A 14740-nucleotide genomic window follows, 5' to 3' on the forward strand; every position below is an offset into this window, starting at 1 on the left:
CGTCAATCCTAGCGCAGCGGGCCATTCACCGGGCAGTGTCCGGCACCACGCCCTCCTGCCCCGCCCGCGCCGACGCCGCCGCCGCCTACGATGGGCGGTCGGCACCGGGCAGGTCGGCGAACATGGGGGGCGTACGCGTGGAGCGGCACATCGGGTTCGAGCGGTTGCACAACTTCCGTGACCTGGGCGGATATCGGACCGTCGACGGTCGGACCGTTGCGTGGGGGAGGGTGTACCGGGCCGATTCGCTCGGGAAGTTGCGGGGGGCCGACTGGGAGCGCTTCCTCGGGCTGGGCGTCCGCACCGTCGTCGACCTGCGCTACCCGTGGGAGATCGAGGCGAAGGGCAGGGTGCCCGAGGCGCACCGGTTCCGGTACGCGAACTGCAGCATCGAGCACCGGCCGTACGACCAGGCCGAGATCGACCCCGCCCTCGACCCGTGGCGGTACCTCGCGGACCGGTTCGCCGAGGTGACCGAGGACGGGCACGCGGAGATCCGGCAGGCCATCGAGATCATCGCCGGGGACGAGGGCCCCGTCGTGTTCCACTGCACGTCCGGAAAGGACCGCACCGGGCTCATCGCCGCGTTCGTGCTGACCCTGCTCGGCGTGTCCGCGGAGCAGGTCGGGGAGGACTTCGCGCTCACCGAGCTGGCCACCGAACGGCTCACCGCCGACTGGCGCGCCGCCCACCCGGGCCGGGAGCTGAAGTGGCCCGGGTACGGGCGCGCACCCGCCGCCGTCATGGAGCTGGTGTTCGCGGATTTGACGGCCCGGTACGGGTCGGTCCGCGGCTACCTCGGGCAGCGGGTCGGCGTCACGGACGCCGTGACCGCCCGGCTGCGGGACCGGTTGCTCGCGCTGTACCACCGGCTCGCCGCCCGCAACCGGATCTGGATCGCCCACCGCAACCTCCCCGCCCCGCTCCTCCCCTTCTACCTGGGCGCGTGGACCGTGATCACCGTGGTCCGTGCCGTACGCGGTGGCGGGCTGCGTCAGACGCTGCGTGGGATGCGCGAGGGCTGGACGACCCGGCGTACGCAGCTGCGGCGCCCGATGAGCTGGCGCGCCGTGTACCGGCTCACCACCGCCGGCCGGCCGCCGGTCATCTGAACCTTCCGCCCCCACCACTTCGAGGAGAACCCTTCGTCATGAACAGCCCGCCGCTGCCGTCGCTGCTGGGGGTGTTCGCGCACCCGGACGATGAGAGCCTCCTGGCCGGCGGCGTACTCGCCCAGCACCACGCCGCCGGAGCGCGCACCGGTGTCGTCGCCGCCACCTGGGCGCCGTCCAGCCGGCGAGCGCCCGAACTCGCCGCGGCTCTCGCGGTCCTGGGCGCCGGGCATCCGCGGCTGCTCTGCTACGGCGATGCCCGTAACCCCGAGTCCGCCCCTGGTGAGTCCCGCCTCGTCGACGCGCCCCTCGACGAGGCCGTCAGCCGTCTCGTCACCCACATCCGCGACTTCCGCCCCGAGATCGTCGTCACTCACGACGCTCTCGGCCAGCTGACCGGCCACCCCGACCACGTACGCACCCACCAGATCACCCTGCTCGCCGTCGAGGCCGCCGGTCTCGAGTACCTCTACCCCGAGGCGGGCGCCCCCTGGCAGCCGTCGGCCCTGTACGCGGCCACGCATTCGGAGGCTGGCGTGGGCCGGCTCGGGACCCTGCTGGAGAGGGTCGGGAAGAGCGTGCTGACCGTCCCCGACGCGTATGTGACCACGATCGTCGACGTCAGCCCGTGGGCCGGGGTGAAGTGGTCGGCCATCCTTGCCCACCAGGGGGAGGTCGCACGCGAACGGCCCCTGCCCGGCATCCTCGCCCGCCTGCCCGAACCCGAACGCAACGAGATCATCGGCACCGAGTCCTTCACCAGGCTCACCCCCGGCCCCGTCCCGGGCGATCCGTCCCGGCTCCTCGCCTGACAGGCACGCCCCCGCACTCTCCGCGCGCACCGCACAACTGGAGTCCACGATGACCACCACACCTACCTCGGACGAAACACCGAGCACCTTCACCGACGAGCAGTACGGGGCTCAACGCGCCGAGGCGGCCGTGTGGGCCGGAGCGTCCGCAGTGATCACCGACCGGCGCGGCCGGGTCCTGACCGAGCGCGTCGGCTACCGCGACACCCGCCTCCTGCCGGGCGGCGCGGTCGACAAGGGCGAGTCACCCGCCCGGGCCGCCGCCCGCGAACTGTACGAAGAGCTCGGCGTGACGATGGCACTCGACCGCGGGCTCGCCGTGGACTGGGTCTCCGCCGCCGGCGCCAACGCGCGCCCCGCCATGCGGTTTCCCGGCGAGGTACTGCACGTCTTCGACGGCGGGACGTGGGACGACGAGCAGATCGCCGCCATCCGGCCCCGCGCAGGTGAGATCGAGGCGGTCGAGTTCGTCGAACCCGCCCGACTGCCCGAGCTGATGTCGCCCGACAACGCCCGCCGGGCTCTGTCCGCGCTGCGCGCCCGTATCAACGCCGCCGGCCCCGTCCTGCTGGAGGACGGTCTCCCGATCGCCCCCACCGTTCTGGACCGGGCCGGTGTCCTGCGCACCGCCCGCGACCGGCACCACTTCCCCTTCCATACCGGTCCGGCTCCGGAGCACCTTCCTGTACACCAGGTGTGGGGCTGGCTGTTTGCCCCGGACGGCCGCGTGCTTGTGCTACTGGAGCCGGACACGGGCGCGGCTTGCCTGCCCGGTGGCACTCCCGAACTCCAGGACCGCGGCGACCCTGTGCTCACACTGCGCCGGGAGAGCCGCGAGGAGGCCGCGGCCGAGGTCGGGGAGCCGCTGTTCATCGGGCACCTTGCCGCTCCCGACGAATCGTGCTCCCGTCTGCGGTACGCCGCCGCGCTCACCTGCCTGGGGCCTGCGCCTGTCGATCCGGCCACCGGCCGTACCTACATCCGCATCCTGGCCACGCCCGAACAGGCTCTGGAGCTCTTCGACTGGGGCTGGCCGGCCGTCGACCAGCTCGCCGCCCTTCACCAGGCCCGTACCCGGCTTGGCATCCCTAAGGCCGTACGCCAGCCCGTCTCCGAACCGGCCGTCGGCACGTTCGCCCTCTGACAGTCCCTGCCCGACCCCAGGAGGCCGGGCCCGTCTCGAAGCGAGGACTCCCATGACCAGCTCATCGCCTGCTGTCGGCCAGCAGACCGCGCCCACTTCGTCGCTGCCGACCGAGGCTGCCCACAGCCTGTCGCCGAACACTGCCTCCACCACCGGTCCCCAGATGCCGGTCCGGACAGGGCACTGCGCGTGCGGCCACATTTCCTACCAGGTCAGAGGTATTCCGGACGATCCGCACCTGTGCTCCTGTGAGCGAGAAACTCGGGTGTCCGGCGGGCCCGCCGTACTGTGGGTGGGGTTCCCCAAGGACTCGCTGAGCTGGACTGGCTCCGGCGGCGAGCCGAAATGGTGGTTCCCCTACCCCACCCTTCGCTGCGGCTTCTGTCCCGACTGCGGATCGCAGCTCGTGTCCATCGCCGACGACTCCGACATGGCCATGGTCACCGGGTTCAGCCTCGCTGACCAGAGCGGCATCGAACCACTGGGCCACTCCTTCCGCGAGCACGCCGTGCCGTGGATGCACATCACCCTCGTCCCGTCACCCGCACCGGATCCTGGGCCTGAGGCGCGTGCTGCACGAGAAGGCCGGTGTGGGGGTGGGACGCCGGCTGCGGCCGGATGACCTTCCTCAGTGCCCGGTTGATCTCGGGGTTGCGGCCGGGGACGTACGAGCGGATCGGCTCGTAGCCGCATGCGGTGTACAGGCCGAGGGCGGCGACGTTGCGTATGCCGGTTTCCAGCAGGATCTCGGTGGGGCCGCGGCCGAGCACGTCCTGTTCCAGAGTGGCGAGGATCCGGCGCCCGAGTCCCTGCCCGCGAGCGGCCGGTGCGACGTACATCCGCTTGATCTCGGCAGCCGAGGCGTTGAGAGTGCGCCAGCCACCGCAGGCCAGTGCCGGTCCGTCCCCGAACCGGGCGACGAGGAACAGGCCGTTGGGGGCGTTGAATTCCGCCTCCTCGGTGGCTTCGGGGTCGTCGGCGGTGCCGTAGGTGGCCAGCTGCTCCTGGTGGAGGGCATGGGCGAGCGCGCGGGCGTCGGGGCTGCCGTAGGGGACGGCGGTGAGCGTCCATTGGGGGGCGGCCTGGAGCAGCGAGGTCATGGTGTCGATAGTGCCGTGCGGAGGGCCTCGAGCGCATCACCGTGTCCGGCGGCGCGCAGTTGCCGGCCGGGCCGGCTCCTCTCCCGCAGCCGCTGAAAGACCGCCTCGCAGGGGCCCGCCCCCTCTTCACAGCGCCGGAAGGAACGCCCGTCAGGTCTGTCCCGGGCTGCTCCCGCTCAGGAACTCGCGGGCGCCGCGGAGCCGGGTGTGCAGCTTCTGCTGGGTGGCGCGGCTGTCAAGTCGTACGTCGAGCCCGCCGGGCAGTCCCGTGTCCGAGCGGCGCGCGGAGGGCAGCTGGGCGGGGTCGAGCCCGTCGCGGCGTGCGATGAGCTCGCCCAGCTCGTAGCGGCTCAGGGCGTCTGGGCCGGCCAGGTGGAACACGCCGGCGGTGGCGGACCCGGTGATCTCCCACAGGGCGGCGGCGAGGTCCTCCACGTGGACGGGGCAGCGGATGTCGTCGATGAACAAGGCGCCCTGCCGGGTGCCGGCGGCCAGCGCGTGCACCAACTGCTCGTGTTCGGAGCGGCCGTTGCCGATGATCAGTGAGGTGCGGGCGACGGCTGCGTGGGGGCACAGGAGGCGTACGGCGGTCTCGGCGGCCGCCTTCGCGGCCCCGTACGGCGTGAGCGGATCCGGAAGGCGAGACTCGTCGTACCAGCCGCGGCCCGTGCCGGAGAAGACGGCGTCGCTGGAGACGTGCACCAGGCGGATGCCGCGCTCGGCCGCGGCTTGGGCGAGGCGGATACCGCCTTCGGCGGTGACCTCCCAGTCCGCGCCGCCGCTCGTCGCGTTGATCACCGCGGCCGGAGCCACTGTGTCGAGGACCTCCTCCAGGCGGGCGGGGTCACGAAGGTCGAGGTGATGCCAGGTCGCCCCGTCGCCGCTGCCGGGGCGGGAGTGGAAGGTGGCGGCCGGGCGACGGCCCGCGGACACCGCCTGGCGTACCAGCTCGGCACCCAGGAAGCCGCTGCCGCCGATGATCAGCACACTCATGCCGCCTCACGTTACGGGCGACGGGTGCCACCCATGGCGGCTTTGGCGGGATCCGCTGATCCTCTGAAGCCGGGTAACCCGGCCAAGTCGGGAGACGGGGCGGTCCATGGCCCAGAGACGCAAGCAGAGGCATGGAAGCCCGCGCACGCGCGGGTTGCCGTCCGGCTGACCGGCCTGTCGACAGCGCGTTCAACCAGCCTCCCGACGTGCTGCGGGTGACACTGACGGGTATGCCCGACCGATCGACGCTCCACCAGGTCCCGTACTACTCGCAGTGGGAATCACCCGATCTCGTCCCGGAGTTCATCGCCGGGACGAGATCGGTCCGTGACGACCCCCTGTGGCAGAAGTCCGGCGCTGCCGACCCCGACGAGGACGCGTTCTGGGCCGACCGCACCTGCGGCATCGCCTGCCTGCGCATGGCCCTGGACTACTTCGGTGAGCAGGTCCCGCCCGTCATGCCGCTCGTGACTGACCTGTGCGAGGCCGGGGCCTACGTACGCGCCGACGACACCGTGGCGGGTCTGATCTACCGGCCCTTCGCCGCCTACGTCACCCGCCGATGGCCTGCGATCACCGCCACCGTCCACACCGACCTGGCAGAGACGCAGATCGCCGACGCCCTTCACGCCGGTTCCCTCGTCGTCATCTCGGTCCACAAGACGATCCGGACACTCGCCCCGCACCCCGCCTCAAAGGGCGGCCACCTCGTCCTTGCCGTCGGCGCCGACAAGACGGCCCTGCGCATCAACAACCCCAGCGGCCTTCCCGGCCACAGCCAGCGCGCCCACCGCGTCCCCTGGGCCGACCTGCCCCGCTTCTACGCCCGCCGCGGCATCGTCCTGTCGCACACCGAGGAGCCGGTCCGATGATCCCCATGACCCTCGCCGAGATCGCCGCCGCCACCGGGGGCGTACTCGACACCACCGACGGCACCCCCGTCGTCGACGCGCCGCTCGCGTTCGACTCCCGCCATCCCTCGCCCGGCTCCCTGTTCGCCTGCCTCACCGGCGCTCTGGTCGACGGCCACGACTTCGCTGCCCTCGCCGTCGAGCAGGGAGCCGTTGCCGCGCTCGCCCAGCGCCCGGTGCACGTCCCGGCCGTCCTTGTCCCTGACGTCCTGACCGCCATGTCCGACCTCGCCCGCGCCGTCCACCAGCGCTACGACGGCGTCACCATCGGCATCACCGGCTCGGCGGGCAAGACCACCACCAAGGACCTCCTCGCCCACGTCCTGGCCGCTCACGCCCCCACCGTCGCCACCCATGCCTCCTTCAACAACGAGATCGGCTTCCCCGTCACCGTGAGCTCCGTCCGGCCCGATACCCGGTACCTCGTGCTGGAGATGGGCGCGCGCGGCAAGGGCCACATCCAGGCCCTGTGCGACATCGCCCGCCCCGGTATCTCCACCGTCCTGGGCATCGGTTCCGCGCACATCGGGGAGTTCGGCTCCCGGGAGGCCATCGCGGAGGCCAAGGCCGAGATCGTCCGCGCCCTCCCGGCGACCGGCACGGCCGTCCTCAACGCCGACGACCCGCTCGTGGCCGCCATGCGCCGGGAACACGACGGCCGGATCCTCACCTTCGGAACCGACGAGGGCGCAGACGTGCGCGCCACCGACATCACCACCGACGAGGGCCGCCCGACCTTCACCCTCCACCACCAGGGCCGTACCGCGGCCGTCCAACTCACCGTCTACGGCCGGCACAACGCCACCAACGCACTGGCCGCCGCCGCGACCGCGCTCGCCGCCGGCGTGCCCTTCGACACCGTTGCCACGGCCCTGTCCGAGGCACGGATGGCCACCGGAGGACGCATGGCCGTCACCACCCGCACCGACGGTGTCACCGTCATCAACGACGCCTTCAACGCCTCCCCCGAGTCCGTCCTGGGCGCCCTCGACGCACTGACCGAAGTGGGGCGCGGTCGTCGACGGATCGCGGTCCTGGGCGAGATGGCCGAGCTCGGCGACGCTTCCGTCCAGTGGCACCGGCGCGTCGCTGACGCCGCCGCCCGGGCCGGCCTCGCCCACCTCCTTGTCGTCGGCAGCGGAGAGGGCGCCGACGTCCTGGCCGACGCCTACACCGCCGCCACCCACACCGCCCCCGACCGGCATACCGCCGACACGGTCAGCGCCGCCGTCCGCGCCGTCCTCCTCCCAGGCGACGTCCTGCTCGTCAAGGGTGCCCACGCCCTGGAACTGGACGCCGTCGCCGACCAGCTCCTCACCGTCTGATCCACGACAGAGGCCGCAGTCACCCGTTGTGGATGGCTGTCTGCCGCCGGCCCGGCCCTGCTCGGAGCTGCTGTTGGCCGGTGTCGAGGCCGGTTCTTCTCTGGCGAGTGCGGTCGCCGGGCCGGAACGGCCGCTCGGGTCCCTCTACCTCTTCACCTGTGGGAACGGGTGTCCGGGCGGTAACCGGACAGCGTCCGGCGACGTTCCGCCAACGTTCACTGACCCGCTGCGATTCGGTCGCCTGATCGGCTGCACTGTTCCCCGGCCCTTCAGGGCAGCCAGGAACAGTGCAGGAGACGAGGACGGGGCGGGAGCGGGTTCGCATGGTGACGATCAACGTGGGGGTGCTGCTCGCGGTCATCGTGGTGATGCGGTTACGCCGCAGGACTCAGGCCCGAAGCCGTGTCGAGGAACGCAACACTGCCCTCTTCGTCCTGGCCTTGGGCATCGTAATCGCGCCGACCCCGCTGGGCCAGGGCATCTTCAACGTGATCGAGCAGCTGGTGAGCGGCATCTCGCAGGCCGGCACATGAGCCCTCGATCCCGGAGCACTCGCCGTTCCCCCGCCCGACGCCAGCCCCGTACGTCTCCCGCTTCTCGACGCCGTTCCACGCCGAGGCGTCGCCCGGCTTCCTACCGCCCAAGGCGGGCCTTCGGCTGGGAGCAGGCCGGTCTGCTGCTCCTGGTGCTCGCCGTGGTGTGGAGCTTGATGGTCGGCGCGTTGCGGTGGCTGGCCGCGCACCCCTGGGTGCCGATCGTGCTGCTGCTCGTCGCGGTGGCGGCCGGCGGGGTATGGGTGCACCGGCGCCGGGAGGCCGCCCGCTGGAACCGGGTGCGGGAGCAGGGCCTGCGCTACGCGATGCCGCAGATCGACGCCCTGCACCACCGGCAGTTCGAAGAAGCCGTACGAGATCTGATGCGCCGTGACGGCTACCCCGAGGCGATCCGAGTCGGTGGGGCTGGCGACAATGGCGCTGATGTGAAGGCCAGGGACCCGTTCGGCCGCCTGTGGGTGATCCAATGTAAGCACCGCAAGGCCGGACTGGCCGGCTCTGCGGTCGGAACCCCGGACCTGCACGTCCTCAACGGCACCGGCAGGCCCGTCCACAACGGCGACGTCGTCGTCCTGGTCACCAACGGCCGCTTCACGGACAAAGCCGTCGCCTTCGCCCGCTCCCAGCGACTCCACCTCGTCGACCGCCATCTGCTCGCCCGGTGGGCCGCCGGCTCTACTCCTCTGTGGGAACTCCTGAGCGCGGTTCCCTCTCCCCGCCGTCCCGCCTCTGGGTCCTGATCCTTGCCGAGGCGCGGTGGGGCATGGGCCGAACGGACGGACTCACGTGACTTCCTCAACGCATCCCATCCCGCGACGGCCAGGTCTGCACTGGGGTCGCGCACAGGCGCAGCCGTCCAGCAGTGTCACAGCCGGGTCGGAATCCAGCACTGTCATCGGATGCATCGCAACGAGGGAGGGGGAAAGCAGTTGGTCAGGGCCGTCGCACTCGACATGGCGGCCCAGCCGTCTGGTCGCCGCAAGCCGCTGGAGCGGCATGTAGGGGTGCCTGCCTGGTCCGTGGCCGGTCACGCTACCTTTGGCCGGATGCAGCCACAGCAGCCTTCCACCCTCGCGCCCACCTCGACCTCCTACGAGCAGCCCGGCACCCGCACGAGGACCGTGGTGCTCTCGCTCGTCGCCGGGCTCGTGCTCGGCACCGCGGGGATGGGCGCTGCATGGGCGATGAACGCCGACTCCGACTCCCCTGTCGACGGGACCCCGGCCGCAGATGCGCGTGCCGCCTGCGAGGCGCTCGACGGGTTCGACCCGGAGAAGTACACGGCCAAGGGCCCTGCCGGCGAAGTCGCCCTCAACCGCTATGCGGCAGCCGGAGCACTTTCTGCGTCGGCGGCAGCGGCCGACCCCAAGTACAAGGAGCTCGCACAGGCCATTCGCCGATCACAGGACCGCCACGCCCAAGTCTTCGACTTCGACGCAACGGTGAAGAAGGATCTGGGCCAGGCTCGCGAGATCTGCCGGTCCCTGTAGCCCGGTTGGCTTCGGTCCGCCGGCGGCGTGGACGGTTTCCGTCGTCGGCCGGCCGTTACTGCTCGTAGGTCCATGCCCGGCCGGTCTGGCGGTACTCCTCGACGGAGATGGGTGCGGCGCCGGTCCGCATCCGTGCGGTGTCAAGCAGGCCGTCCAGGTGGTCGATCTCGTGGTGGATCAACCGTGCGAGCCCACGCTCATAGACGGCGGATACCGTCTGGCCCTCCAGGGTCGTGGTCTCGACAGTGATCCGCAGCGGCCGCGGAACGAGGCCACGGACGTCGAAGTAGCTGAGGCAGCCCTCGAACTGTTCCCCCGTCTCGTCGGAGCGGTCGGTGATGCGGGGGTTCATCAGGACGATCGGCGGGGTGCCGGGGTCGGGGGGTTGGACCACGGCGGCGGCCCGGCCGATCGCGATCTGAGGCGCCGCGAGTCCCATTCCCTTGGCGAACGGGTGAGTCTGACCGATCCGCTGCATGGCGGAGAACAACTGCTCGACGGTCTGCTCGGCCTCCCGGCGCTCGGCCGGAAGGTCGAAGGCGCGGGCCGGCTCGGCGAGGATGGAGGCTCCGCGCTGCACGACTCCGAGCTCGCGCATCTGCTCGCTGGGCCGCACCTGGGTCACCTGAACTCCCGTCGGTATGCGCCATGTTGCGTCGAACTTGCTTCTTGCGTCTCAGACGGTACCGGGCGTGTAGGGCGAGTGTGGCGGTACTCCGGAGAAGGTCCGCCTCCCGTCCTCCTCGTGCAGAGGAAGGACGGGAGAACAGCAATACGTTGCTCAGGCCGCAGCTTCCAGCGAGGCCGGGGCTCCAGTGAGGTCCCGGAGCCGCGCGGCGAGGCTGCCAGGGCCCAGGCGTGCTCGGGCGCACCGGGGCGAGGCCGAGACACCGGATGCTGATGTGAGGTTGGATGTCCCCCGGGACCGCGCGGACGCGGTCCGGATAGGCACCTCGTTCTGGAGCAGCGTGAACCGCCGCGACTTCCTCACCGGATCCGGCTTCGCCGTGTCCGCCTTCACCACCCCGGTCACCCGCTGGCTGGTCACCCTCGCCGACGGGTCCGCCGACCACACGGGCGGCCAGCAGGTCGGCCGCGCCGACCTCGACGAGCTGCGGGACGCCGCCGACGAGGCCCGCCACTGGGACTCCAAGTACGGCGGCGGGAACTGGAAGGCCAATTCCGTCACCGCGTGCTTGACCGAGCGCGCGGCCCCGCTGCTGCGCGGCTCGTTCTCCGACGCCGTGGGCCGCGAGCTGTTCTCCGTCACCGCGGAGCTCTCCCGGCTGGCCGGGTGGACCGCGTTCGATGTCGGCCAGCACGACGCCGCCCAGCGCCACTTCATCCAGGCCCTGCGCCTGGTCCGGGCCGGCCGTGACGTCCAGCTCGGCTGCTACGTCTTGACCACCATGGCCATGCAGTCCCTGCTGCGCGGCTTCGCTTCCGAGGCCGTGGACATGGCCCAGGGCGCCTTCGAGCGGGCCAAGGGACACGCGGCGCCGCGGGTTCTGGCGTTCACCAAGCTCATCGAGGCCCGCGCACACGCCCGCGACAACGACCCTAAGACGCTGTTTCTTATGGCTGTCAGAGCGGCGTGAGAGTCTCCTGGCATGAGCTACGACCTGGCTGTCTGGGAAGGCGAGAGGCCGGCGGACGACAAGACTGCCGGCCGAGTCTTCAACGAGCTGTGCGACCGCTACGTCGACGGCGAGGTGGAAGAGCCTCCATCCGAACGCATAGCGGCCTATGTGGCTGCGCTGCTTGAACGGTGTGCAACTGCGGTTGTCCGCAGCTCTTCCTGGACTCGGATGCACCCGAGGACAAGCGGGTGCGCATCACCGACGACTTCGGGCAGCAGGTGCAGATGAGCGAGGAGCAGTTCGCCGACCTCGTGGCCCAGGCCAAGGCCGGCGCCCTGGACCGGCTGACCGTGGCGTCGGCCTGACGCCGGTCTGCCCGTCGACGACACTCCGCTCGTCGGCGCCCTGCCGTCAGCTGCGTGAGGACGCCCCCTCCCCGTGGACGCTCGTCGAAGTTGCGTCCACGGGGTATTCACGCGCCGTCCTGGCCCGGGCGGACCACCACAGCAAGGTTCTGCACGGCCCCGCTGCGTTCGAAGTGCAGCGTGAAGGCGATGAGATCACCGGCCTGCCACTTGCCATTCACCGGCACAATCACGTCGAGGCCGGAGGGGGACATGGCGAGGCTGTCGCCGGCCGGGACGGGCACCGATGTCACCGTCTGCCTGGATGCCGTGTTGGCGGTGACCATACGGTGGCGGCTGAGCGTGGTGGCACCGCTGGCTTCGGCGGAGGTCACTTTCAGCAGCCGGTCCTGCGAGCCTCCGCTGTTGGTGATCCGGAAGAATGCCGCTGTCTGCGTGCTGTCGCCCGTCGGCAGGAAGACCCGTCCCTCAGTGACCGTGATCCGCGCCGGGCTGCCCGCGTTGCCATAGGCGGTCCACACGCTCAGCCCGCCGAGGGCGAGCCCGCAGGCGGCGATGGGCGCGAGCGCGGCGAGCACGGTGTCGGTGAGCCGGCGGCGGGTCGGCCGCCAGAGGTTCTGGTCGGTCATCGGGTACGCCTCCGGACCGCGGGAGCGGGCTGCCAGGCGCGCAGCCGCAGGCTGTTGCCGACCACCAGGAGCGAACTGACCGACATCGCCGCCGCGGCGAGCATCGGGTTGAGCAGACCGACCATGGCGAGTGGCACGGTCACGACGTTGTAGCCGAAGGCCCACACGAGGTTGGCGCGGATGGTGCCCAGCGTGCGCCGGGCCAGCCGTACGGCGTCCGCCAGGGCCTCGATGTCGCCGCGCACGAGCGTCACGTTCGCAGCCTCGATGGCGACGTCGGTACCGGTGCCCATGGCGATGCCGAGGTCCGCGCCGGCCAGCGCGGCGGCGTCGTTCACACCGTCGCCGATGACCGCGACCCGGTACCCCTGCTCCTGCAGGTCCCGTACGAGAGCGGCCTTGTCCTCGGGGGTACAGCGAGCGTGTACTTCGTCGACGCCCAGGGCCTTGGCGACGGCCTGGGCAGGTGCCTGACGGTCGCCGGTGGCGAGCACGGGCTTCACGCCCAGGCGCCGCAGCCGGTCCACAGCCCGGTAACTGCCGGGCCGTACGACATCCCCGACCTCGATCAGTGCCTCATTCACGCCGTCCACGCGCACGAGCACGGCCGTGTGTGCGGCGGCTTCGGCAGCCGCCAACGCCTCCGCCAGGGCGGCGGGCAAGTCGTCTTCCGGGACGAGTACTTCCACCAGTCGTCCCTCGACGCGACCGTGCACTCCCCGCCCCGGCACTGCGGTGAACCCACTCACCTGCGGCAACGGCCGCTTGGGCAGAGCCCGGCAGGCGTACGCGGTGATAGCCCGCCCCAGCGGGTGCTCTGAGCCCTGCTCGACCGCCCCCGCCAGCCGCAGCACCGCGTCCCTGCCCAAGCCCTCGGGTGCGGCCGTGACCCGGGCGACACTCATGTGCCCCGAAGTGAGCGTGCCGGTCTTGTCCATTACGACCGTATCCAGGTGCTGGAGCCCCTCCAACGCCTGGGGACCGCTGACCAGGACGCCCAGCTGGGCCCCGCGTCCGGTTGCGGCCATCAGTGCGGTCGGCGTGGCCAGTCCCAGTGCACACGGGCAGGCGACGACCAGGACGGCCACGCACGCGGTGACGGCGGCCTGCGGGTCGGCCCCGGCGCCGAGCCAGAACCCGAGCACGGTGGCGGCCAGCGCGAGGACGACCGGAACGAAGACACCGGCGACGGAGTCGGCCAGCCGCTGCGTCTTCGCCTTGCCGGCCTGCGCCTCGGTCACCAGCCGGGTGATCCGTGCGAGCTGGGTGTCTGCCCCGACGGCGGTGGCCCGTACGAGCAGCAGCCCGCCGGCATTGACGGCTCCCCCGACGACCGCCGAGCCCGGACCGACCTCGACCGGTTCGCTCTCCCCCGTGACCAGGGACAGATCCACGGCCGAACTGCCCTCCATCACCTGCCCGTCGGTGGCCACCCGCTCCCCGGGACGTACGAGGAAGACCTGCCCGACGCCCAGCTCCTCGGCAGACACGAGCCGTTCGGAGCCGTCGCCGTCGCGGACCGACACCTCTTTGGTCGCCAGGTCGGCCAGCGACCGCAGTGCCGCCCCGGTCCCGCGCCGGGCCCGTGCCTCCAGGAACCGCCCCGCGAGCACGAACAGCGGCACGGCGACGGCCGCTTCGAGGTAGACGTGCGCGACGCCTTCCGACGCCGAGGGCACCAGGCTGAACGGCATGCGCATGCCGGGATCACCGGCGCCGCCGAGGAAGAGCGCGTAGGAGGACCACGCGAAAGAGGCGATCACGCCGAGCGACACCAGGGTGTCCATGGTCGCCGCCGAGTGCCGCAGCCCCCGCACCGCCCGCGCATGGAACGGCCACGCGCCCCACACGGCCACCGGCGCGGCCAGCACGAAGCACAGCCACTGCCAGTTGCGGAACTGCAGCGCAGGCACCATCGACAGGACGAGAACGGGCAGTGCGAGCAGGGCCGTGATCAGCAGACGGTCACCCTCCTGCCGGGTCTCCTCGGAGTTCGGCTCCCCGTTCTCCTCCTCCCGCTGCCGCATCTTCGGCGGCTGGGGCAGGGCGGCCGTGTATCCGGCCTTCTCGACCGTTGCGACGAGTTCCTCGGGGCTGATCTCCACCGGATGGCTCACCCGGGCCCGCCCGGTCGCCAGATTGACGCTCGCCGTGACGCCGCCCAGCTTGCCGAGTTTCCTCTCGACGCGTGTCACACAGGCCGCACAGGTCATGCCGCCGACGGTCAGATCGGTCGTCACCAGGGCGGTCACCGGTTCCGCACCCATCAGTGGTCTCCCCCGTGCATGTCCATGTCCCCCATATCCCCGCTGCCGCCAGTGCCACCGGTGCCGCCGCCCCTGCCGCCGGACGTGCCATGCATGCCGGGCGCGACAGGCCCAGCGGCGGCCCCCACGGCGTACGAAGCCGCGAACAGCACTGCCAGCAGCAGGAGGAAGCCGCAGAGCGCGGGCGGGGGCATGAGCTTGCGCAGCACCACACCCGCGCCGGTGGGAGATTGCCTGGGCACGTCCATCACCGGGTCTCCAGATCGCGTCGTACGGCGGCCGTCGGATCGAGCCGTAACGATGAAGCAGTCGGAACGGCCGAGGACCAAGTTCCGAAGCACATATGTGGCGTGCGCCACACGCATGCGGCCGCGTGTCCATGGACCGTTGCCCGGCCGGCCGGTCTCCGCCGGCCAGGCAGGCGCTCTACTCGCCCCGCGATCCGGCGAACCGGCCAT

At 71.5% G+C, this 14740-nt stretch carries 14 protein-coding genes and 1 pseudogene; 9 read left to right on the forward strand and 6 right to left on the reverse strand.

From position 1 onward, the window contains the following. Nucleotides 1–137: 137 nt before the first annotated feature. The 3 genes and pseudogenes from AB0L29_RS28695 to AB0L29_RS28705 form a co-directional block, all read left to right on the forward strand. Nucleotides 138–857: pseudogene (locus tag AB0L29_RS28695) on the forward strand (tyrosine-protein phosphatase); the annotation flags it as partial. 293 nt (nt 858–1150) lie between these two features. Then, nucleotides 1151–1924, forward strand: coding sequence for a PIG-L family deacetylase (locus tag AB0L29_RS28700; protein ID WP_365831013.1), 774 nt, complete (start codon nt 1151–1153; stop codon nt 1922–1924). Between the two features lie 49 nt (nt 1925–1973). Continuing rightward, a complete protein-coding gene (locus AB0L29_RS28705; protein WP_365831015.1) occupies nt 1974–3068 on the forward strand; it encodes an NUDIX domain-containing protein in 1095 nt (364 codons plus the stop codon). Nucleotides 3069–3592: 524 nt separating this feature from the next. On the opposite strand, the gene AB0L29_RS28710 is transcribed toward AB0L29_RS28705, so the two are convergent. Together AB0L29_RS28710 and AB0L29_RS28715 are read right to left on the reverse strand one after the other, a co-directional pair. Further along, complete coding sequence (locus tag AB0L29_RS28710) at nt 3593–4168, reverse strand: GNAT family N-acetyltransferase (protein WP_365831017.1); 576 nt, start codon at nt 4166–4168, stop codon at nt 3593–3595. A gap of 150 nt (nt 4169–4318) precedes the next feature. Continuing rightward, entirely contained in the window at nt 4319–5161 is an 843-nt protein-coding gene (locus tag AB0L29_RS28715; RefSeq protein WP_365831019.1) for a sugar nucleotide-binding protein, read from the reverse strand. Between the two features lie 230 nt (nt 5162–5391). On the opposite strand from AB0L29_RS28715, the gene AB0L29_RS28720 reads away from it, so the two are divergent. The 5 genes from AB0L29_RS28720 to AB0L29_RS28740 all read left to right on the forward strand — a co-directional run bounded on the left by AB0L29_RS28720 (nt 5392) and on the right by AB0L29_RS28740 (nt 9441). Beyond that, the gene (locus AB0L29_RS28720) at nt 5392–6033 is read left to right on the forward strand and encodes a C39 family peptidase (RefSeq protein WP_365831021.1); all 642 of its coding nucleotides are present in this window, start codon (nt 5392–5394) and stop codon (nt 6031–6033) included. Further along, nucleotides 6030–7397 carry a UDP-N-acetylmuramoyl-tripeptide--D-alanyl-D-alanine ligase gene (murF, locus tag AB0L29_RS28725; protein ID WP_365831023.1) on the forward strand — a complete coding sequence of 456 codons (1368 nt, stop codon included), beginning with the start codon at nt 6030–6032 and terminating at the stop codon, nt 7395–7397. Before AB0L29_RS28720 ends, murF begins: the two co-directional genes overlap by 4 nt. 323 nt (nt 7398–7720) lie before the next feature. Further along, nucleotides 7721–7930, forward strand: coding sequence for a hypothetical protein (locus AB0L29_RS28730; RefSeq protein WP_365831025.1), 210 nt, complete (start codon nt 7721–7723; stop codon nt 7928–7930). Then, complete coding sequence (locus AB0L29_RS28735) at nt 7927–8691, forward strand: restriction endonuclease (protein ID WP_365831027.1); 765 nt, start codon at nt 7927–7929, stop codon at nt 8689–8691. The genes AB0L29_RS28730 and AB0L29_RS28735 overlap by 4 nt, the downstream gene beginning before the upstream one ends. 159 nt (nt 8692–8850) lie before the next feature. Continuing rightward, nucleotides 8851–9441: a hypothetical protein gene (locus tag AB0L29_RS28740; protein ID WP_365831029.1), complete on the forward strand. Its 591-nt coding sequence runs from the start codon at nt 8851–8853 to the stop codon at nt 9439–9441. A 55-nt stretch (nt 9442–9496) separates the two neighbouring features. Here the strand turns inward: AB0L29_RS28740 and AB0L29_RS28745 are convergent, their stop codons facing one another. Further along, entirely contained in the window at nt 9497–10066 is a 570-nt protein-coding gene (locus AB0L29_RS28745; RefSeq protein WP_365831031.1) for a peptide deformylase, read from the reverse strand. 343 nt (nt 10067–10409) lie between these two features. Between AB0L29_RS28745 and AB0L29_RS28750 the strand changes: the two genes are divergently transcribed. Beyond that, nucleotides 10410–11039: a hypothetical protein gene (locus tag AB0L29_RS28750; RefSeq protein ID WP_365831033.1), complete on the forward strand. Its 630-nt coding sequence runs from the start codon at nt 10410–10412 to the stop codon at nt 11037–11039. Nucleotides 11040–11493: 454 nt separating this feature from the next. On the opposite strand, the gene AB0L29_RS28755 is transcribed toward AB0L29_RS28750, so the two are convergent. Genes AB0L29_RS28755 through AB0L29_RS28765 form a run of 3 tightly spaced genes read right to left on the reverse strand, consistent with a single transcriptional unit; the run spans nt 11494 to nt 14530 of the window. Continuing rightward, nucleotides 11494–12015, reverse strand: coding sequence for a copper chaperone PCu(A)C (locus tag AB0L29_RS28755; protein ID WP_365831035.1), 522 nt, complete (start codon nt 12013–12015; stop codon nt 11494–11496). Then, nucleotides 12012–14282 (reverse strand): heavy metal translocating P-type ATPase, encoded by a 2271-nt coding sequence (locus tag AB0L29_RS28760; RefSeq protein WP_365831037.1) that lies wholly within the window; start codon nt 14280–14282, stop codon nt 12012–12014. The genes AB0L29_RS28755 and AB0L29_RS28760 overlap by 4 nt, the downstream gene beginning before the upstream one ends. Beyond that, nucleotides 14282–14530 (reverse strand): hypothetical protein, encoded by a 249-nt coding sequence (locus AB0L29_RS28765; RefSeq protein WP_365831039.1) that lies wholly within the window; start codon nt 14528–14530, stop codon nt 14282–14284. Before AB0L29_RS28765 ends, AB0L29_RS28760 begins: the two co-directional genes overlap by 1 nt. Nucleotides 14531–14740 lie beyond the last annotated feature (210 nt).

This window comes from Streptomyces sp. NPDC052701, from assembly GCF_040678355.1.
In the GTDB taxonomy this organism is placed as follows: Bacteria; Actinomycetota; Actinomycetes; order Streptomycetales; family Streptomycetaceae; genus Streptomyces.

Excerpts from the sequence above, each read along its gene's own strand:
- AB0L29_RS28700 (WP_365831013.1), top strand. The coding sequence starts at position 1,151 with ATGAACAGCCCGCCGCTGCCGTCGCTGCTGGGGGTGTTCGCGCACCCG.
- AB0L29_RS28710 (WP_365831017.1), bottom strand. The coding sequence starts at position 4,168 with ATGACCTCGCTGCTCCAGGCCGCCCCCCAATGGACGCTCACCGCCGTC.
- AB0L29_RS28760 (WP_365831037.1), bottom strand. The coding sequence starts at position 14,282 with ATGGGTGCGGAACCGGTGACCGCCCTGGTGACGACCGATCTGACCGTC.
- AB0L29_RS28705 (WP_365831015.1), top strand. The coding sequence starts at position 1,974 with ATGACCACCACACCTACCTCGGACGAAACACCGAGCACCTTCACCGAC.
- murF (WP_365831023.1), top strand. The coding sequence starts at position 6,030 with ATGATCCCCATGACCCTCGCCGAGATCGCCGCCGCCACCGGGGGCGTA.
- AB0L29_RS28765 (WP_365831039.1), bottom strand. The coding sequence starts at position 14,530 with ATGGACGTGCCCAGGCAATCTCCCACCGGCGCGGGTGTGGTGCTGCGC.
- AB0L29_RS28735 (WP_365831027.1), top strand. The coding sequence starts at position 7,927 with ATGAGCCCTCGATCCCGGAGCACTCGCCGTTCCCCCGCCCGACGCCAG.
- AB0L29_RS28720 (WP_365831021.1), top strand. The coding sequence starts at position 5,392 with ATGCCCGACCGATCGACGCTCCACCAGGTCCCGTACTACTCGCAGTGG.
- AB0L29_RS28730 (WP_365831025.1), top strand. The coding sequence starts at position 7,721 with ATGGTGACGATCAACGTGGGGGTGCTGCTCGCGGTCATCGTGGTGATG.
- AB0L29_RS28755 (WP_365831035.1), bottom strand. The coding sequence starts at position 12,015 with ATGACCGACCAGAACCTCTGGCGGCCGACCCGCCGCCGGCTCACCGAC.
- AB0L29_RS28715 (WP_365831019.1), bottom strand. The coding sequence starts at position 5,161 with ATGAGTGTGCTGATCATCGGCGGCAGCGGCTTCCTGGGTGCCGAGCTG.
- AB0L29_RS28740 (WP_365831029.1), top strand. The coding sequence starts at position 8,851 with ATGCATCGCAACGAGGGAGGGGGAAAGCAGTTGGTCAGGGCCGTCGCA.